General features: G+C 42.5%; 17 protein-coding genes. 6 read left to right on the top strand and 11 right to left on the bottom strand.

Annotation, left to right across the window (positions count from 1 at the left end; translation table 11 throughout):
* Positions 1-99: 99 nt before the first annotated feature.
* The 3 genes from OCU78_RS22650 to OCU78_RS22640 form a co-directional block, all read right to left on the bottom strand.
* Entirely contained in the window at positions 100-990 is an 891-nt protein-coding gene (locus tag OCU78_RS22650) for an acyltransferase (protein WP_137371905.1), read from the bottom strand.
* A gap of 98 nt (positions 991-1,088) precedes the next feature.
* Positions 1,089-2,366, bottom strand: coding sequence for a sensor histidine kinase (locus OCU78_RS22645; protein ID WP_137371904.1), 1,278 nt, complete (start codon positions 2,364-2,366; stop codon positions 1,089-1,091).
* Positions 2,367-2,368: 2 nt separating this feature from the next.
* Complete coding sequence (locus OCU78_RS22640) at positions 2,369-3,049, bottom strand: response regulator transcription factor (RefSeq protein WP_137371903.1); 681 nt, start codon at positions 3,047-3,049, stop codon at positions 2,369-2,371.
* A gap of 293 nt (positions 3,050-3,342) precedes the next feature.
* On the opposite strand from OCU78_RS22640, the gene OCU78_RS22635 reads away from it, so the two are divergent.
* The 5 genes from OCU78_RS22635 (at position 3,343) to OCU78_RS22615 (ending at position 10,065) form a co-directional block, all read left to right on the top strand.
* Positions 3,343-4,125, top strand: coding sequence for an efflux RND transporter periplasmic adaptor subunit (locus tag OCU78_RS22635; RefSeq protein WP_137371902.1), 783 nt, complete (start codon positions 3,343-3,345; stop codon positions 4,123-4,125).
* A 9-nt stretch (positions 4,126-4,134) separates the two neighbouring features.
* On the top strand, positions 4,135-7,161 hold the full coding sequence (locus OCU78_RS22630; RefSeq protein ID WP_137371901.1) for an efflux RND transporter permease subunit: 3,027 nt from the start codon (positions 4,135-4,137) through the stop codon (positions 7,159-7,161).
* Between the two features lie 318 nt (positions 7,162-7,479).
* Positions 7,480-8,340 carry a ferredoxin--NADP reductase gene (locus OCU78_RS22625; RefSeq protein WP_137371900.1) on the top strand — a complete coding sequence of 287 codons (861 nt, stop codon included), beginning with the start codon at positions 7,480-7,482 and terminating at the stop codon, positions 8,338-8,340.
* 142 nt (positions 8,341-8,482) lie between these two features.
* Complete coding sequence (locus OCU78_RS22620; RefSeq protein WP_137371899.1) at positions 8,483-8,821, top strand: DUF1971 domain-containing protein; 339 nt, start codon at positions 8,483-8,485, stop codon at positions 8,819-8,821.
* 251 nt (positions 8,822-9,072) lie between these two features.
* Positions 9,073-10,065, top strand: a complete 993-nt coding sequence (locus OCU78_RS22615; protein WP_137371898.1) for a 2-hydroxyacid dehydrogenase — start codon at positions 9,073-9,075, stop codon at positions 10,063-10,065.
* Between the two features lie 255 nt (positions 10,066-10,320).
* On the opposite strand, the gene OCU78_RS22610 is transcribed toward OCU78_RS22615, so the two are convergent.
* From OCU78_RS22610 to ltnD, 8 genes are all read right to left on the bottom strand, one after another.
* Complete coding sequence (locus OCU78_RS22610) at positions 10,321-11,193, bottom strand: patatin-like phospholipase family protein (RefSeq protein ID WP_137371897.1); 873 nt, start codon at positions 11,191-11,193, stop codon at positions 10,321-10,323.
* Positions 11,194-11,409: 216 nt separating this feature from the next.
* Complete coding sequence (locus OCU78_RS22605; protein WP_137371896.1) at positions 11,410-12,861, bottom strand: catalase; 1,452 nt, start codon at positions 12,859-12,861, stop codon at positions 11,410-11,412.
* Between the two features lie 282 nt (positions 12,862-13,143).
* Positions 13,144-14,307 (bottom strand): glycerate kinase, encoded by a 1,164-nt coding sequence (locus tag OCU78_RS22600; protein ID WP_137371895.1) that lies wholly within the window; start codon positions 14,305-14,307, stop codon positions 13,144-13,146.
* A 163-nt stretch (positions 14,308-14,470) separates the two neighbouring features.
* The gene (locus OCU78_RS22595) at positions 14,471-15,925 is read right to left on the bottom strand and encodes a GntP family permease (protein ID WP_137371894.1); all 1,455 of its coding nucleotides are present in this window, start codon (positions 15,923-15,925) and stop codon (positions 14,471-14,473) included.
* Between the two features lie 165 nt (positions 15,926-16,090).
* Positions 16,091-16,867 (bottom strand): 2-oxo-tetronate isomerase, encoded by a 777-nt coding sequence (otnI, locus tag OCU78_RS22590; protein WP_137371893.1) that lies wholly within the window; start codon positions 16,865-16,867, stop codon positions 16,091-16,093.
* A complete protein-coding gene (gene otnC / locus OCU78_RS22585; RefSeq protein ID WP_180033657.1) occupies positions 16,867-17,514 on the bottom strand; it encodes a 3-oxo-tetronate 4-phosphate decarboxylase in 648 nt (215 codons plus the stop codon). The genes otnI and otnC overlap by 1 nt, the downstream gene beginning before the upstream one ends.
* An 11-nt stretch (positions 17,515-17,525) precedes the next feature.
* On the bottom strand, positions 17,526-18,782 hold the full coding sequence (gene otnK / locus OCU78_RS22580; RefSeq protein WP_137371892.1) for a 3-oxo-tetronate kinase: 1,257 nt from the start codon (positions 18,780-18,782) through the stop codon (positions 17,526-17,528).
* Positions 18,783-18,784: 2 nt separating this feature from the next.
* Complete coding sequence (ltnD, locus tag OCU78_RS22575) at positions 18,785-19,699, bottom strand: L-threonate dehydrogenase (RefSeq protein WP_137371891.1); 915 nt, start codon at positions 19,697-19,699, stop codon at positions 18,785-18,787.
* A 281-nt stretch (positions 19,700-19,980) separates the two neighbouring features.
* Here ltnD and OCU78_RS22570 point away from each other — a divergent pair, with 281 nt between their 5' ends.
* On the top strand, positions 19,981-20,742 hold the full coding sequence (locus tag OCU78_RS22570) for a DeoR/GlpR family DNA-binding transcription regulator (RefSeq protein ID WP_137371890.1): 762 nt from the start codon (positions 19,981-19,983) through the stop codon (positions 20,740-20,742).
* Positions 20,743-20,956 lie beyond the last annotated feature (214 nt).

Raw genomic sequence — 20,956 nt, 5'->3', positions numbered from 1 at the left:
AGTAAAATACCTATATAGAATTGCCTAGATCCAGATACAAAAATGCCAGCGACTATGCTGGCATTTTTATAGGATTATTCAGATGTTTTCATCGATAAGCTATTTACTGTACTTACGATAAACACCTTGTAGATATTCGTCTTTTTCTTGCCAGGTTTCATTCAACCAAGCATGGAAACGGCGTTTAAACGCTTTATCTTTGAAGTAATCACCATTTACGTTGTCATCCATAGGGTGCACTTTCACGCGTACCACAACAGAAGTTAGTTTGCCTTTTAGCATGTCCTCAAACGGAGAAACTTGGTTCTCTGGGTACGCTAACGTCACATCAACAATACCATCTAAAATCGGTCCCATTGCAGATAGAGCAAAAGCGACGCCACCAGTTTTAGGCTTTAACAAGTGTTGATAAGGCGTTCTAACTGTTGCTAGTTTTTCTTGATTAACGCGAGTACCTTCCACAAAGTTAACCAGAGTTGTTGGCGCTAGCTTAAATTTTTCACACGCTTTATTGATAGCATCAAAGTCATCATTACGTCTTTCTGGATGACGGAGTAGGTATTCACGAGAATGTCGCTTCATAAATGGCATATCCAGCCCCCAACATGCGAGCCCGACAAAGGGTACATACAACAGTTCATGTTTTAAGAAGAACTTAGGCATGGGTAATTTATCTTTCAAAATGGAAGACAAAATAACGATATCTGCCCAACTAAGGTGATTCGCCATCATCAAATACCATTGCTTTGTTGAAACGTCTTCCGCTCCCTCAACCTGCCACTTAATATTGTTATTAATATTTAGCATCCACAAGTTCAAAGACGCCCAGCACCAGAAGGTAAAGTTAGCCAAGCGTGTACACGACTTTTGAACGGTAGGGACAGGAAGAATCAACTTAATTAACCCAAAAAAACTCACTGTGAAGGCGGTCATTGCGGTATTTACAGTCACAAACAAGACGTTCAAGACCATGCGGAATTTATCAAACATAAACAAGGCTACATTAACAACGAAAAGCGCACATTATACTCATCTTATAAATAATCTCTCGACTAATTATATTGATGATTTGATCACTTGATTACCCCCTAAAGTGTACGCGAAAGCCTTGCGGTACAACCTTGGTGTTCATTATCTTCAATCTCAAACTTCCAGCCATAAGTAATGCATAAGCGCCGTACAATCAACAACCCAAGTCCATGCTCTGTTTCATTGGTTCCACATAACCCTGTACCACTGTCGCAAACTGTAATCTCATTAGAGGCAATGCTTATCGATATTTCGCCTTCCACTGTAAACCTAATCGAATTTTGCACTAGATTCTTCAAAATCATATTCAGTACAACAGGAGGGAAGTTTAGCTGACTATCCTTAGCTATGTTTAAGTTCAGTGCTACTGCTTCTGGGCGCTTTTTACTAAAGTCAGCTAAGGTAATATCGCTAGTCTGAATCAACCAAGGCTCTTGATTCAGGTTCGCATCTTCCTGTTTCACAATATTGAGCAGCACCTCCACTGTAGCGTGCATGTTTCCTGCTGCGGTCAAAATTCTTTCACGTTGTTTAGTCTGGAACTCAGGATCATCTTTCATCGCTTGTAAGTTCGCAGCACCCAATACAATCGCTATTGGTGTTTTCAATTCATGACTAGCATATTTTGCAAACATCATTTCCTGTTTAGCGACACGGTCTCTCATTTTCTGATAATGGTTTAATTCTCTTGTCAGCTGCTTTAATTCATCAACACCTTGTTCAGATACTGTAAAGTCCCCTTTCACGCCTGAATTTAACTGTTTGCTAAGCTCAGCTACAGGAGCCATCAACTCATCAAACGTTCTTTTCACTGAGAAGTTTAAAACTACGACTAAAAAAATGATTAGCAGCATAGATATACCCATCAATGTATCCCAGCTATCATCACCAAAATCTATCGACCTAGTGCCGATAGTCAAATAAAGCGGTAAACGCACTCCTTGGAAATCAAATTGCACGTGATAAATCATCATGCCTTGCTTGCTGTAAGTTCGGTACTGAGTGACTTTGTTTTCTTGAAAAGGCAGTTCTTTCTGTAAGTATTCAGGCAGATATTTTTCGTCAAAATACGCGGTAACTGACTGGCTTAACTGGGCTGTAGGCACTTGCTCCAGTTCATAATGTTTAGTCGCAATATTTTCGAAAGATTTAAGGTGAACTTCAAGTTGGTAATCCTCCCCTAAAATTAAGCGAAGAGAGAAAGCAAAGAAAACGACAAAGGATGTCGACAACGCAATTTTAGCAAAAGTCACAATCAAGCGTTTTTTAACTTGAGATATGTTGTGTACTTTTGGTTGACCAAACAACTGAAGCCTAAGTTTTGACCACCGACTCATACTCATAGCTCTAACCTGAAGCCACATTTAGGTACTGTTTTCAGCATGGGTGTGGCAAAAGGCTTATCCAGTATATTTCTGAGCAGATAAATATGACTACGTAACACGTCATTTTCGGGTGAGTCATCACCCCAAAGTTGTTGTATTAAAGACTCACGAGTTACGACTTCTCCTTGCGCTTTCACCAGCAAAAGCAAAATTTGGTACATAACTGGGGTAGTCACGAGGTTATGACCCGCTCGCTGAACAAGCCTGGTTTTTTCATTGATTACAAGCTCCCCAAAAGACAACTCAACCGCAGCGACATGCCCTCTAAATCGCTTAATCAACGCCGTAAGTCGCACTTCCAACTCTTCAAAGTCAAAAGGCTTACTCACAAAGTCGTCTACTCCATTTTCAAACCCTTTTAACACATCATCACGCCCATTCAATGCCGTTAGCATCAAAATAGGTGTGGTGCACCCTCTTTCCCGGAGTTCTTTCGCTACCTGCATGCCGTCTTTTCTCGGCATCATGACATCAAGGATAATGGCATCAAATTCATTGCTTAACGCAAGCTTAAGCCCTAAATCACCATTATCGGCAAAGTCTACTGTCGCTCCTTTCACTTCAAGGAAATCCGCCAAAATCCCCTGAAGTTCATCGTTATCTTCAACAATTAAAATTTGTTTACCTTTTAACATTATCTGCTCGCCTGTTTACCCTGATACCCAATTATTTACCGCAACACCCATTTACTACGATGCGAATGAAATAATAATGGCTCAATGTCGAATTAATGTCGAATTTCGTACACACATAATTCAACACCATGATTGATAAGAAAAAAACCGCGTTCACTCCAAGCCAAAAATACAATCATTCAAACATATAAGTATGTCATTCTATAAAATATACGAGTTTATATAATCCATATCGACAAAAACTCGACAAGAGAGAAGTAACACTAGACGTATCAAATTAAAGGGATACTCACATGAAACCACAACTACTGATCAGCCTGCTGTGCGGCTCTCTTCTTACCTCTTCTGTTTTTGCCGTTGACCTCATCGGTCAAACGATCAGCAAATCCCCGTTGAATGTGGTCGCAGAAATCAGCGGTGTTGTTGAGAGTGTCAACTTTGACTCTGGTGAAGCAATTCAACAAGGGCAAGTTATCGCTACGGTTAAAACACAAGACTTCGATTTTGCGGTAGCGAAACAAACCGCCAATCTACAACTTGCTAAAGCAGACTTGCAACTCAAGCGATCTGTCTATGAGCGTTATGTAGAACTGCGTAAGAAAAACAGCTTATCTCAAAACGAATTAGATATTGCGAATGCCGATTTCCTAAGTGCAAAAGCCAGCCTGACACTTGCAAGAATTGAGTTAGAGAATGCCCAACTTGACCTTAAAAACACAAAAATCACATCCAACATCTCAGGGTTTGTAGTCAATCGAAATACAGATAATGGCGCATGGGTTAATCAGGGGGATCTGCTTTATAAGATCGTCAATATCGACACATTAACAGTTCGGTTACTGGCAAGTGAATACGACATTAATTCACTCAATGTTGGTCAACCTATCGAGCTATGGGCTGAAGCCGATCCAGCTAAAAAGTTTCAAGCAACCATCAACCGCATTGGTGTCGAAGTAGACAGCCAAACTATGGCTTACCCCGTAGAAGTTGAGATTAACAATACCAACCAAAAGCTAAAGCCAGGCATGTCCATTCATGCCTCTACAACGCTTTCTAATATTGCTGTCATTCAATAGGTAAAAACCATGTCATCTCTTATCGCTTACTTTGCACAGAGAAGCTTCTTAGCTCGCATCATCACGATCATGGTACTGCTGCTCGGCGTCGCTTCTTTATATACTTTAAAGCTTCAAGAATATCCTGATGTTGCTTTTGAAACGGTTGAAATCGAAACTCTATACCCAGGCGCTACCGCTCAAGATATCGAACTGAATATCACTAACCCTATTGAAAAAGAGCTGCGCAGCGTCCAAGGCATCAATTACTTCTCCTCTCAATCAACTGATGGCATGTCTTTTATTGAAGCCGAGCTTTTACCCGGGGAAGATGCGGCTAGAGCATTACGAGACATTCAACAAGCAATCGACCGTGTGAACAACTTACCGGCAGATATCACGAATCCACCAGTCGTGACTCAAAAACAAACCTCATCTTTTGAGGTGCTGACTTTTGGTGTCAGCCTTGCAAACAGTGAACAAGTACACTCAGACTTATTGCAGCAATATGCTTACCAACTAGAGAAAAAAGTGAATGCGCTTTCAGGGGTCAGTAGCGTCAGCATGTCTGGTTACAACGAGCGCGAGTTCTGGGTAGAGATCGACCCTACAAAAATCAGCCGTTACCAATTAACGTTTGATGAAGTTGGGCAAGCCATTAACCAACGCAATTTATCTCAATCTGGTGGGGTGGTGGAATCTTGGGTGAGTGAGCAAAAAATTGTCACCATGACACAAGTTCATTCGGCAGAAGACATTGCGAATATCGTCATTAAATCACTGCCAAATGGTTCCGTCATACGAGTATCTGATGTAGCAAGCGTGGAAGATACCTTTGCTAAAGCGACACAAATGGGAGTAATTAACGGTCAAGAAGCGGTTCTATTTTCAGTGACGAATAGTGCCAGTTCAGACATCATCGCGACAGTGAACAGCATAAAAGCGTTAGTGGAAAAAGAACAAGCTCAATATAGTGACCAGTACCAGTTTCAGTATGGTTTAAACCTTGCTGATGACATGAATGATAAGTTCTCTATCGTGTCTACCAATGGCGGTATTGGTTTGGTATTAGTGCTGGCAGTCTTAAGCTTAATTCTTAAAAGACAAGTGGCTTTCTGGGTATCGGTTTCTATTCCATTTTGTATTTTAGGCGTGATGTTTATTCTACCTATGGTGGGCTTAAACTTAGACAGTATTACGCTTGCGGCTTTACTTTTGGTGATCGGTATTATTGTCGATGATTCAGTTATTGTGGCCGAGAGTATTTACCAAGAAAAAGAGAAAGGTAAAAGTGCATTAGAGGCGGCAATCACTGGGACGCAAAAAGTCATTAAGCCAATCATCGCCAGCTTAACGACCACCGCTCTTGTTTTCATTCCTATGTTTTTTATGCCCGGCACAATGGGTAAAGTGTTAATCGTTATTCCGATCACGGTGATCTCAGCCCTTCTATTTTCACTGGCTGAATGTACTTTCACTTTGCCCGCTCACTTAGCAAGTGCGTTAAACACCAAAGGAAAAGACAACCAACAAACACAAAAAGACCGCTTTGAAGGCATTATCAACGCCTACAAAAAAATGCTGACATTCAGCCTTCAATACAAGAAGTCAGTTATCGCTTCAGCACTGGTCATTAGCGCCCTTTCGACCAGCATGGTCATGGCATTAAAATTGGATATATTTCCATCTGAAGCGGCTAAATACGTAGAGATTTACACGGAAGTTAAACCAGGGACCCCATTAGAGAAAATACGTGACGTTCATAATGATATTGAACAGGCGATCGCAGCTTTACCCGATAACGAACGTGTCTCTTACAACATGACTTACTCATCACCTGTAAGTACTGGTTTGCTGATTTTGACCAGCTATGAATTACGTGATCGCACCGCTGACCAAATTATTGCTCAGTTAAACGAGAAAGTGGCTAACAATGACCACGGGATTTTTGTGAAGTTCTCGGTTGATGCTGGAGGTCCACCTCCGGGAGAGCCGATTGAAATGCGCGTTCTTGGGGGCACAACAGATGAGCGTAACCTCGCAGTAACGGCGGTGAGTAATTGGCTGAATCAACAGAGTGGTATAAGTGGCGTTACCAACAATGAAGCGTTGAAAGACCCTCAGTTGAGCATTGTTCCTCAATATGAGTGGTTAGCGAAATACAACTTAACCGTATCTGATTTAGCAACCACACTTCGCCTTGCGTTTGAAGGCGACTCAGTCACATCGACTTGGCTTGGTGATCAAGAAGTAGATATTCGTGTCATTTTGAAAGACGAATACAGAGACATTAAGCGCTTAGCAACCACCAAAATATTTACGCCAGATGGAGTCCAAGTACCACTGAGCCGTTTAGCAAAAGTAGAGAACATTGAAGCACCACGTTTAATCAAACACTACAACGCAGAAAGAGAAGTCACCGTTACGGCGCAGATTACGGATGACACACTCAGCTCTGTCGCACTTTCAGAGAAAATGCTCACCGAGCTGCAAGGTCATTATTCGAGTAACGTGACGCTAGATGTGGGCGGAGAAGCAGAAAGTACCAATGAAACCATGAGTGGCTTTGTATTAGCGTTCCCTGCTGCCATGATCGCTATCTACTTTGTTCTAGCAGTGATGTTTAATTCATTGATACAGCCGTTACTCGTTATGGCTGTGATCCCGTTTGCAGTTGTGGCGGCATTAATGGCACTAGTCGTTCATATGCAAGCTTTATCTATGTTTGCCTTGATTGGCGTGCTTGGTATGACAGGCGTCGTGGTGAACAACTCTTTGGTACTGATAAACCGCATTAACGAGATTCGAGCAGAAGGTAAAGACACTTTGGAAGCGGTGATTGAGGCATCTGCTAGCCGCTTAAGACCGATACTATTAACCTCTATAACCACTGTCGTGGGTCTACTGCCTCTCGCTTATGGTTTAGGCGGAACCGATGTGTTTATGGGACCTATGTCTTTAACGCTAGGCTATGGTTTATTGTTCTCATTGCCAATTGTCTTATTCGTCATCCCTAGCCTATACGCGCTTTGTTTTGGGCGAACCAAACGTAAATAGCCCATCCATATCCTTCATCTGAAGCCTTTTGTTTTCGCCTTTAAGCTATCACTCCAAGTGGTGTAAAGGTGGAATAAGAGGCTTCTTCTTTCTTTCTTTCTTTCTTTCTTTCTTTCTTCAGGAAAACACATGCACGTCATAATGACATCAAATTTATGGGTCTTTATGACTCAAATAAATTCATGATGTTTGCTGAAGACCCATTTGATAACAATTCTCATTATCGGCATGGTTAATGCACTATGATTAGTACAGGCTTCTGGTGTACCGAATGTAATAGGCATCACCAGTGGATAACCCAATCGATAAGGTGGCTCTATGGACAATGTTTCTCAAGGTATCCCTCACGGTTTAGTTCAAGGAAAAGTAACCAAGAAAATAGAATGGAACGACCAACTATTCAGCCTACATGTGCACGCCCCTGTTTCACCTTACCTTGCGGGGCAGTTTACTAAACTGGCTTTGCCACTTGTTAATGAGCCGCTAAGACTTACTGAACCGGCAATAGCGACTGAATCAACAGCCTTTCCAGAGAACAGTAACCCTGAAAGACAAGAGTATGTGCGCCGAGCTTACTCCATGGTGAACTCACCAAGCCATGCACTAGGGCACCAGCACCTAGAGTTTTTAATTGTTAAAGACGCCTCCGGTCAACTGTCACCAAAACTTCATGAATTAAATACTCACGATGCGATTTTTGTAGGGAAAGAGCCCAGCGGTTTCATGACGTTAGAAGAAATACCGCCAGCCGCTAAAGATTTGTGGATGTTAGCCACAGGTACCGCGATTGGTCCTTTTATTGCCATGCTTGAAACACCTCACATGGCAGATAAATTTGCCAACATCATATTGGTTCACGCCGTCAGAACTCAGCAAGATCTCACTTATCAGTCGCGCATCGCGCAGCTTGTTCACCAATTTCAAGGAAAACTACGTTATGTGCCAATTATTTCTAGAGAATCAATCACCGGAACATTGCGCGGACGAATCCCAACGTTGTTACTTCGAGGCGAACTCGAACACGCTTCCTCCATCGCCATCGATCAGCAACATAGTTTCTTCTATCTTTGTGGAAATCCCGCCATGGTTCGCGACACAAGTGAAGCGCTTAAAAAAATCGGATTAACCAAACACTTACGCCGTCAAGCGGGGCAATTCAGTAGCGATAATTACTGGTAATCGTTCCGAGCCCGCCCTTCGATTCAATCGCTACGGGCAGTTATTCATTAACAGTAATTCTAAGTTCCATGCTTCTAATTATCACAAGCTTCATGTTTGTCATTATCAAAAAATCCATATTTCTATTTATCAGAGGTTCATTATGAGTCATTTACGAATTCCATCTCACTGGACAATTCAACGCTCAACGCCATTTTTCTCAAAGGACAACATACCTGCGGCATTACTTAACCATCACAATACTGCTGAAGGAGTGTTTGGCCAGATTTGCGTGATGGAAGGAACGGTAACTTTCTATGGTTTTGCTAACGCTGACGCAACCGAACCAGAAAGCGTCGTGGTGATTAATGCAGGTCAATTTGCAACAAGCCCTCCTCAATATTGGCACCGAGTTGAGCTCAGCGAAGATGCTCAATTCAATATCAATTTCTGGTCAGAAAAAGAAACCAAAAAAATGTTCAATACCCGAAAAGATAAGTGATCGATTTATTCATCTCACTCGTTGTGAAATTCATTGATGATTCAATTAAACGCGATAAATACGGTAAAACCAAAACAAGCCATTTAGCTAAGTGAAGATAATTCCAAAATAAGCACAGCTAGAATTAAATATAATAACCTTAATAATTACAATGACTAATGATGATAGACAAGATAATAAATCTCTAGCAAACTGCCCTAATTATTAGCCTGAATACACGATATTCGCATCTTTCGTACAGAGAGGAAGTTATGCTCAACATTGCTTTTTTTAGCTCAAAATCATACGACGAAAAATCATTCAATCTTGCTAAAGGGGATCTCAACGCTGAATTTCACTTTCACGATTTTCGCCTCACCAGAAAAACAGCAAAAATGGCTTATCAAAGCGAAATAGTTTGTGCTTTTGTAAACGATGACCTGTCTCGTCCCGTTCTTGAAAAATTGGCGAAAGGCGGTACAAAACTCATCGCAATGCGCTGTGCTGGATTTGACAAAGTCGATTTAGAAGCCGCAAAAGAATTCGGTTTACAAGTAGTTCGCGTGCCAGCTTATTCGCCAGAATCAGTTGCCGAGCACACTGTCGGCATGATGATGTGTTTAAACCGCAAGCTACACAAAGCCTACCAACGAACTCGTGATGCTAACTTCTCTCTTGAAGGGCTGGTTGGTTTCAACTTCCACGGTAAAACTGTGGGTGTGATTGGTTCGGGGAAAATTGGCTTAGCAACAATGCGTATTTTGAAAGGTCTAGGCATGAACATTCTATGCTATGACCCGTATCCAAACCCACTAGCTGAAGAGCTTGGCGCAAAATATGTGGAGCTCGATGAGCTATACCAAGAGTCTGACGTAATTACGCTGCACTGCCCAATGAGTAAAGAAAATTACCACCTTCTAGATGCAACAGCGTTTGGCAAAATGAAAGACGGTGTGATGATAGTGAACACCAGCCGTGGTGAACTACTGGATTCAACCGCTGCTATTGAAGCCTTAAAACAAAGCCGAATTGGCGCACTAGGTCTAGACGTATACGACAACGAAAAAGAGTTGTTTTTCCAAGACAAATCTAACGATGTGATTGTTGATGACGTGTTCCGACGCCTATCCGCTTGTCATAACGTGTTATTTACAGGGCACCAAGCATTCTTAACCAAAGATGCTTTATTCAACATTGCCAACACTACACTCACCAGCGTTGAAGCATTTTTCAGTGATAAAAAAAGTGGCAATGAATTGATCTAGCTTGGCTAGAATCATGAAGCCTCGACTTAATGTAATCGCTGATTAACAGATAAATCAAACCACTAAAGCCACGCTTGCTACAGCAGTAAGCGTGGCTTTTTGATCGTTTCAATTTAATAGTTTCAATTTGATCGTATGAATCGCTAGTCTAAATGAAACTACTGTTTATAAACTATTATTTCTAAACAATTGCTCATAAACTACTGCACATAAGGTTGCCTAAGCATCAGGTCTTTAACTGGCTATCCATAAACATTAGATACAGAAATGGCAATTTTCAGTATCTAGCCCGTGTACCCCTTGTCGAATTGCTAGGTGCTCTTCACCTGCTTGAACGCCCATCTCATAACCTGCGTTTAGAATCCCTTGATCCATCGTTAACCGTTTAACCGCGAACGCTTCTGGTGGAGCAATAACTTTAATGATCGCATCTTTAGGTGGATTTCGGATGAACTCCAAAGATTGATTGTAATTCTCAGCGCGTACAGCCATGGACTTTGCAATATTTGGATACTTAGACAGCAGCTTTTTTAGCATCCATTGATACTTTTGAGGTTTCATTTGATAGCTCAGAGGGTGAGACAAAATCACGGTAATGTCACGAGCACCACGGCGGTATGCTTCACGAACTGGAATCGAGTCCGCCACGCCACCATCTGTGTAACAACCACCTGAAAAACATGGCGTTTCACGATAAGCAATGGGCAGAGCAGTGGTTGCTTCCACAACATTCGATAAGTTTTCAGGCTTAATACGATAATAATCCGCACTACCAGTATCGATATTTGTAACAGCAGCAAGCAACGGAACACTTGAGAATAATTGCTCACAGTTAAGCGGGAAACGGTTATTGGATTCATCCCATAACCACTTAACATCCACCAAGTTACCGCCTTTAGCAAAGCGAGTTGGGTTAAAGAAAACTTTGTCAGTCGCCATGGTCGTTATCACGTTATAACTGCGCTTTGGTGCTTGAGATAAGTAACCAACAAGGTTAGACACACCAGCAGAGACGCCAATGGCAAAATCATAAGGTCGGAATCCTTCCTCCATAAAAGCATCCAATACTCCGGCGGCGAAGATGCCTCTCATTGCTCCACCTTCTACAATTAATGCGCTTTTACTCATCTCAAACTCTACTGCTGTATCAACTAATGAGAATAGGATAATCACATTTAGAACGTGAAGATAATGGGTTGAATTTATCATTTTGATAGGTAAAAACTATTAGCTATAAAACTTCAATAATTCATAATATTAGGCAAAAAATTGTTGAATACGCGATCAAAAAAGGCCGCTGATCGAGTAACTCACAGCCTTTTGATTAACAAGTCTAGTTCGCGATTACGATTTAAATTCGCTCACATCGATTGCAAGCAATTTACCGATGCCTTCGCCATATGCTGGATCAGCCTTGTAGCAGTGTTTAAGGTGACGAAGTTGAATTTCTTTAGGCACACCACCTAAGTTACGCGCTGTGTTATCAAACAAAATACCTTGCTGCTCTGGCGTCATTAAACGGAACAAGTCACCCGGTTGTGAGAAATAATCTTCATCTTCACGGTGGTTCCAATGATCAGCCGCGCCTTCTAGATTCAGTGGTGGCTCTGCAAAATCGGGTTGCTCCGCCCATTGCCCTTGATCGTTTGGCTCATAACCCAAGGTGCCACCGTGATTACCATCAATACGCATTGCACCATCACGATGATAACTGTGTACTGGGCAACGTGGCGCATTCACTGGAATATGGTGGTGGTTTACTCCCAAACGGTAACGCTGGGCATCACCATAAGCGAACAAGCGCCCTTGCAGCATTTTGTCTGGAGAGAAGCTAATACCCGGAACCACACTTGCTGGATTGAATGCAGATTGCTCTACTTCTGCGAAGAAGTTTTCTGGATTACGATTTAGTTCAAGCTCACCCACTTCAATTAATGGGTAATCAGCGTGTGGCCAGATCTTCGTTAAATCGAATGGGTTGTACGACACTTTTGAAGCGTCCGCTTCTGGCATGACTTGAACTTTAAGAGTCCATTTCGGGAAGTCTTGATTGTCGATGCTTTCTAGCAAATCACGTTGGTGACTTTCGCGATCATCACCAATTAATTTCCCAGCTTCAGCATCAGATAAATTTTTAATACCTTGCTGAGATTTGAAGTGGAATTTAACCCAGAAGCGTTCGTTGTCAGTATTGATGAAGCTGAATGTATGGCTACCAAAACCATGCATGTGGCGATAAGTTGCTGGGATACCACGGTCACTCATTACGATAGTAATTTGATGAAGCGCTTCAGGTAGCGACGTCCAGAAATCCCAGTTATTTTTCGCGCTGCGCATGTTAGTTCGTGGGTCACGCTTCACAGCGTGGTTTAGATCTGGGAATTTCAAAGGATCGCGTAAGAAGAACACTGGCGTATTGTTACCCACCATGTCCCAGTTGCCTTCTTCAGTATAAAACTTCACAGCAAAACCACGGATATCACGTTCGGCATCCGCCGCACCACGCTCACCTGCAACCGTTGTAAAACGGGCAAATAAGTCGGTTTTTTTGCCCACTTCAGAGAACAGTTTTGCTTTAGTGTATTTGGTAATATCGTGCGTAACGGTGAATGTGCCATATGCACCAGACCCTTTCGCGTGCATACGACGTTCTGGAATCACTTCACGGTCAAAATGCGCCAGTTTCTCTAAGAACCAAACATCTTGAAGCAGTTGTGGACCGCGTTTACCCGCAGTTTGAACATTCTGGTTATATGCAACAGGGCAACCCGCTGCTGTGGTCAGTTTCTTACTCATGGTCTATTCCTTACGGTTAAAGATGTCACAGCCTCTGTCACACCTTAGGTTCAAGTGAATTCACTTTTTAAATAAACCACTTGATTAGTATGGATAAAGAATAGACCTGAGTAAGCAGAAAATATAATTGTTTATATTTATCGTTGCTATCTATAAAACCTATCAAACTTAAGCTGGAAAACTTAAGCTATAAAGCTAAAAGCTAAAAGCTCAGGCAGCCTTTAGCCACCATGAACCCCATAAATATGAATCGAGCATATAAGAACCTTAAGCATAAACTTCTTAGGTTATCTTCTGACCTAACTGTAATGTCGCGGCAATATTTCTTGCTGTTCTCGTTAAGTTTTTTTCTGCTTCTTGTAGCACCTGATTGAGGGATTGAGGAGAGCGCACCGTTCCAAATAGGCTACTCATTTCACCATACAAAGCTTCAACTTCAGTTCCTAATGACCCTGCAATTCCTATGGTTGGAATACCTTGCAAACTCGCGCGTTTGGCGATGCCGTAAGGTGTTTTCCCTTGCAAAGTTTGATTATCCATCTGCCCTTCCCCTGTTATCACAAGGTCAGCACCTTTTAATACTTCATCGGCTTGCAATACATCCAATACCATTTCAATACCGGGTTTGATTTGCATATTAAATAGTAAACTTAGCCCCAGAGGTGCACCACCAGCAGCGCCATAACCCGCGCGCTTCTTAATGGGTTCATCACCAAGACAATCTTGTGCCTCTACTACCTTAGAAAAATGTGCGAGTGCACAGTCAAGCTTCAATACTTGATCTAAATTCGCCCCTTTTTGCGGTCCGAATATATGGCTTGCACCGTTATCACCGCACAATGGATTATCAACATCGCACGCGACAACCAGCTTTATGTCTGCACAGCTCGCATGGACACTAGACAAGTCGATGGCTGATAATTCGGCTAGGGCAGCGCCACCGCGGCTAAGCTCTTGTCCATTACTATCTAATAGACGACCACCTAATGCCTGAACGATACCGGCACCTCCATCATTTGTAGCGCTTCCACCTAACCCTAAAATAATGGTTTTCGCACCTTGCGCGGCGGCTTCTAAAATCAGTTGACCAGTACCAAAAGAGGAAGCCATTAACGGATTTCGCTGTTCAGGAGAAAGTAAGTCCAAGCCGGATGCTGCCGCAATTTCAATAAGTGCCGTTTTATTAGGGTTCAGTTCTGAAGGCTCTAGCATTGCCCATTCAGCATGAACTTTATCGCCTAATGGTCCTTCAACCTGAAGCGTTCGCTTTTGCCCTGGTAACCCTTGAAACAACACGTCAACCGTGCCCTCACCACCGTCAGCTAAGGGCAGAGTCACGTAATCAGCATCTGGGAATATTTCGCGAAATCCTTCCTCAATACACTCTGCCACCGAAACTGCGGTTAATGATTCTTTAAATGAGTCTGGTGCAATAACAATTTTCATACTGATAGATCCAAAGGAATATAAATTTTGATAAGTCGTGGGAAGCAAAATTATTGGAAACCATAAGCAGTTGAAACAAAAAGCCGTGGAAACCAAAATGCCCTTACCACTGATTAGCTGATAGCCAATCAAATCATAAGGGCAGTATAAGAGAGATAGCAGGTTAGTTAGCGATTGCTGGTTTTACTTGTGATTTCTCTTTGCTTTTTAGCCATACAAACAAAGCGCCTAACACTGCAAGTGGAATTAATGGGTCAATCAACGTACCACCTTTACCAAACACTAGGTTAAGAATCATGATGATGCTTGCACCAATAGCCCATGCGATGGTTGAAGACACTGACCAGATTTTAATTTGGTCTGCAAGTTCAGTAATGCCTAACGTACGATTGATGATGTGGAAATATGAATCGTTCAAGTGAGAGAAGCCTACAGGACCTACCGCACAAGCTAATGCTACAAATACAGGGTCTAGACCTAGCGTTTCAACTAGAGGTAGTGTCATGGTTGCCGCTACCATCATAGATGCAGTTGCTGAACCTTGAATTAGACGCAGCATAGAGGCAATAGCTAATGGTACAAGTAGTGGTGGAATACCGCTGCTTGCAATCGCTTCTGCAACTTGGGGACCCGCACCAGATGCTTTTAGTACAGCACCCATTGCGCCACCACAACCCGTTACGACAAGAATTAGACCAGTTGTAGACAATGCATCATCCATTGAACTAACCATATCTTTACGCTCAATATGGCGAGTAAGACCGTATAGCGCCATCAGCACACCGATACCTACTGCAACGACTGGGTTACCAATCAACGAAATAGCCATGTGTACTGCGCTATCACCTTGACCAACAAGTGTATTGATTAGGATAAATGCAATTGGAAGAAGAATCGGACCAAAAGATAAGAAGTTACTTGGCAGTTCTTTGTCGTCCGTTTCTTTAACTTTCTCTAGGTTTGCCCAATCAGCTTGGTTTGTAATCCATGTTTCACCATTTGGCACACGGTAATATTCATTACCTACTCGGCGGATGTAAATCATAGAAAGCAACATCATAGGGATAGAAACCATCAAGCCCCACAGCATGTATTCACCTAGGTCTACACCTAGAATACCTGCCACTGCCACTGGACCCGGCGTTGGCGGCACAAGTGCGTGAGTAATAAGTAGACCAAGCGCTAAAGTCACACCTAAACCCACCGCTGATTTACCTGTATCTCGTGAAATTGCGCGAACAAGAGAATGCAAAATGATGTACGCAGAATCACAAAAAACTGGAATAGCGACTAATACGCCAGTAAAACCCAGAGCTAAGTCTTCACGACCTTTACCACACAGTTTTACAAACGTTTTTGCCATTCTTACCGCGGCACCAGAACGCTCAAAACATGCGCCCATGATTACGCCAAATGCGATAATTAGACCAATGCCACCAAGCACACCACCAAAGCCTGCTTTGATCGCATTAATTAAATCTGTCGGTGCCATACCAGCAAATAAACCCATGATAATACTGGCAATAATCATAGCAAGTGCAACTGGGATTCTCGTTTTAATAATCATCCCCATCATGGCTAAAATGCCAATTACAATGCCTATCAGTGCTCCATCCATTGTATATTCCTTTTTATATCTATTTTGTTGTGTAGGGTTTGCATGCGAGAGGCATAGCTACGCCTCCCGCTGCACTTTGTTATGCAGCGGCTTATTATTTAGCCACTTTTTATGTTGTAACGCGCTAAAGAGTCAGTATTAAAAGCTCGTGCTTAGTCACTATCTCTATAAGTAGGGTTTTACCCATCCCAAGCCTTCCTCGGTCGAGGCTCTCGGGTTGTATTCACATCCAATCCAACCTTGGTAACCCGTATCATCCAGCACATTAAATAGGTGCGGATAATGCAGCTCCCCTTCAGATGGTTCATGCCTTTCGGGTACAGATGCAATTTGAATATGACCGGTATACGGCGCCACTTCGCAGATTAAAGTGCTTAAGTCACCATCCATAATTTGAGCGTGATACAAATCAAGTTGGAGTTTCACATTTGGTCTGTCGACAAATTTAATTAGCTCGACAGCGTCACGCTGATGCGCCACAAAGTAATTAGGGACATCGCGACTATTAAGTGGTTCAATCAACAATTCGATGCCTTGCTCAGCAAATTTATCTGCGGCAAATCGAATATTTGATATAAAGGTTTCGACATGCTGCTGGTGAGTAAAATTGGCATCCATCAGACCAGACATCGCATGCACTTTTTTACAGTTCAGTGCGGTGGCATACATCAATGCAGTATCAACGCTTGCCTTAAACTCTTCTTCACGACCCGGAATCGCCGCAAAACCACGCTCACCCGCATCCCAATCACCAGGAGGCATGTTGAAAAGTGCTTGTTCAAAACCGAATTTTTGCACTTTCTCTGCTAACTCTTCAGCTTCAAAGGCATATGGGAATAGATATTCAACCGCTTTGAAGCCAGCTTGATGTGCTTTTTCAAAACGCTCCATAAATGGCACTTCTGTGAATAACATAGTTAGGTTTGCTGCGAACTTAGCCATTATTTGCCTCTCCCTTTTAAATCCATCACTTCTTCGTCAGTTAGGTAGCGGATATCTTTATCTTTTAGTAAGAACGCCAGTTTAGCGGTCTCTTCTAATTCTTCAGCATTATCTACCGCATCAACAAAGTCAGTGCCGGTTACTACCGGGCCGTGGTTTGCTAACAAGAATGCTCGATAATCACCTGCTCTTTTCGCCAGTTCTTCAGCGATTTGTGGATCGCCAGGACGCAGATAAGGAATGACTGGTAATTCACCAATTCGCATCACGAAATACGGTGTAAACGCCTTAATTGCATTGTTACGATCTAGCCCTTCAAGACATGAAAGTGCAGTTAGGTATGTAGAATGCAGGTGAACAATTGCATTGCATACAGGATTATTACGGTAAATCGCTAAGTGGAACGCCGCTTCCTTTGATGGCTTCTTACCTGAAATATGATTGCCATCGATATCGACGACTGACAATTCCTCAGCAACAAGACGACCAAAAGAAGACCCCGTTGGCGTTGCCAAAAAGTGACCGTTGGGTAATTTAATAGACAAGTTGCCAGCTCCGCCTGTCGCGTAGCCCCGTTCAAACATAGAACGAGCGAGCGTGACCATTTGATCTCTTAATTGCTGCTCGTTCATCAAAATCTCACTCATCTGAACCTCGCTTATGAAAAGAATGCTTGCGCTTTAGCAAAGAAGTTTTCGTCACCAAAATTGCCCGATTTAAGCGCCAATGAAAGATCACCTTCAACGGATTTCACCCAAGGCACACCTGGCGCAATTTGAGGACCAATATGGAAACCTTTTACCGCTAAACTTTGAGTCACAACGCCAGAGGTTTCACCACCAGCCACGATGAAATTTTTCACACCATTTTTTTGCAGTTTGATAGCTAATTGGCTAAAGAACTGCTCAACCGCATGGCTTGAAGCTTTCGCACCGTATTCTTCTTGAATCGTTTTAAGGGCAGCAGCATCGGCGGTTGCGTATACCAAAGGAGCAAATTCGCTTTGGCTATGAGTCATAACCCAATCGAAGACTTCATTTGTGTATTGAGCATTGGTTAAGCACGCTTTCACATCGATAGCAAAATGCGGCGCGAGTTGTTTATAAGCGGTCACTTGTTGATTCGTCATCACAGAGCAAGAACCAGAGAACACAACAGTTGGGGCTTTTACTGGGCTACCCGCAAGTTTTGCATCGCTTTGATCTACAAGATGCTCTGTCCAATTTTTTGCAATACCAGCAGCTAGCCCTGAACCACCAGTAATTAGCTTCAGAGATTTCGCAGCTTGTCCTAGTGTCACTAAGTGTTCGGAGTTAAAAGCATCAACCACCGCATAGCGATTTCCTTGGCTTTTTAATTCTTCAAAACGAGCAGTAACCGAATCAGAACCTTGCTCAATAGTTTGGAAATTCACCAAACCAGAAACACCTTCCGATTGCGCGTTCATCATGCGAACCACACTTGAATCTGTCATAGGCGTAACGGGGTGGTTACGCATTCCCGAATCACTTAATAGCTCACCAAAAACAAACAGATGACCGTTATAAACCGTGCGACCATTGACTGGTAATGCCGGACAAACCATAGTGAAAGACTCACCGAGCTCAGCCAAGAGTGCATCGGTAACAGGGCCAATATTCCCCTGTGCAGTACTGTCGAACGTAGAGCAATATTTAAAATAAAACTGTTGGCAACCTTGGGATTGCAGCCATTTAAGAGCAGTAACGGAATCAGTAATCGCTTCATCTACAGGACAAGAGCGAGATTTAAGGCTGATGACTACCGCGTCTGCCGATACATCAAAGTCACCTGCTGGAATGCCATTTAATTGAATGGTGCGCATACCGTTTTCAACTAGGAAACCAGCAATATCTGTTGCACCTGTAAAGTCGTCTGCAATAACACCTAACAACATGATTACTTCTCCACTTTCGGCGCATTCACACCTGGTAAGTCAATGCCTTGAAATACTTTAATCACAGCACTGTCGTCTTCTTGACCAAAGCCTGCATTACTTGCACTTACGAACATATTCAGTGCAGCACTTGATAGTGGAAGTGGGAATTTCAGGTCTTGAGCGGTATCCGATACCAAATTCAAATCCTTAACGAAGATATCGACCATAGATTTTGGAGAGTAGTCGCCATCAACCACATGTTTCATTCGATTCTCGAACATCCAAGAATTACCCGCAGCGTTTGTCACTACGTCGTACATAAGATCTAGAGGAATGTTTGCTCGTGCCGCTAATGCCATCGCTTCCGCGCCCGCAGCAATGTGAACACCAGCCAACAGTTGATGGATGATCTTCACTGTTGCGCCAAGACCAATCGCTTCACCGATGTTGTAAACTTTTGCCGCAGTAGCATCGAGTACCGGAGTCAATGCCTCGAAAGTACTCGTAGCACCAGAAGCCATAATTGTCATCTCTCCAGCTTCTGCTTTTACTGCACCACCGGAAACTGGCGCATCAAGCATCACAAGGTCGAATTCAGATAGCTGAGTTTCGATTTGTTTCGCATCTTCTGCAGAAATCGTAGCTGACACCATTACTGGAGTATTCGGTTTCAATGCTGCTGCCAACCCCGTCTTAAATAACACAGTGTTTACTTGCGCTGCATTCACAACCAATACCAAAACCGAATCAAGCTTGTCTGCAAACTCTAGCGCATTAGTCGATACCGCTTTTGCCCCATATTCACCCAAGGTTTCAAGTGCTTGCGGGTTCAGGTCGAAACCATATACATCAAGCCCAGCACGAACACATGACTTTGCCGCGCCCATCCCCATAGAACCTAAACCGATAACACCAACAGATTGAACTTCACTCATAACAGGATGCCTTTCACGTAATTATTAAATTCTAGATTTTGTTAATTCTTGTTTATGTTTGTGATTATATGTGAAGCAACCGAATGCGACTTAGTGACAAGTCACACTTTTAACAAAAATTAACATTTAAAGATGATTTACCCCTTTTTAGGCACTGAACAACCGTATTCACAGCCGCTATCACAGTTCGAGTGACTATTTCACAACAGATATTCACATATATTCACAAATCGAGAAAAGGTTGGTAGGATGATGAAAAATAAGAATATAGAAGAAGAATCATGATTCCAGCAGAACGCCAGAGAACCATTCTGTCACTATTATCACACCAGGAAGTGATCAGTATTTCTGAGCTCGTTGAGCACTTAGAGGTATCTCACATGACCATTCGTCGAGATATCGTAAAACTAGAAACGTCTGGAAAGGTAATTTCCGTGTCAGGCGGTGTACAACTGGCTAAAGCACTGCACAGTGAATTGTCACATGACATTAAAGTCGAGCAACAAGCCAATGAGAAGGCTCAAATTGGTCAACTTGCAGCTCAAGCAGTCCCAGAATTTTCGACGATTTATCTTGATGCAGGGACGACTTCTTTAGAGATCGCCCATCAACTTGCTGGTCGCGATGATCTTCTGATCATTACCAATGATTTTGCAATTGCCGCGTATTTAATGAATAACACTCAATCTGAGATTTACCATACAGGTGGCAAGATTGATCGTGAAAACCAATCCAGCATTGGTGGTAAAGTGGCTGAATTTTTGAGAGGGATGAATATTGATATTGCGTTTATCTCTTCTTCATCTTGGAACCTGAAAGGATTATCCACGCCATGTGAAAATAAGGTATTGGTCAAGCAAGCCATTATTAAGGCAGCTCATACTAACTATCTAATTTCAGACTCGACCAAATACGGCCGGATTGCTAGCTTCCATGCTCTAGATATGAGCGAACTTGATGGGGTCATTACTGATAGTAAGCTTTCAAGCAGTGTGACCGATGAATTAAACGAAAAAGGTCTTAAGGTTATTCAACCAACTTAAGTTTGGGCTACGTATAAGCATGAGTTATGTATAAGCTTTTATTATGAATAAGCTTTTGCTATTCATAAACGTTGATGTTTACCGAGTCTAATCATATAACTCTGACCATATTGTATAGCTATTACCATAAAGCTCTGACCATATATAAGGTAATCCATTAAGCTTCTAATAAGTCATTCAAGCAATGATCTTATTAGGAGCTTAATAGCTGAAC

It is taken from the genome of Vibrio gallaecicus, assembly GCF_024347495.1.
In the GTDB taxonomy this organism is placed as follows: domain Bacteria; phylum Pseudomonadota; class Gammaproteobacteria; order Enterobacterales; family Vibrionaceae; genus Vibrio; species Vibrio gallaecicus.
Note: the sequence above shows the minus strand (reverse complement) of the source record. Positions and strands in the feature narration are given on the sequence as shown.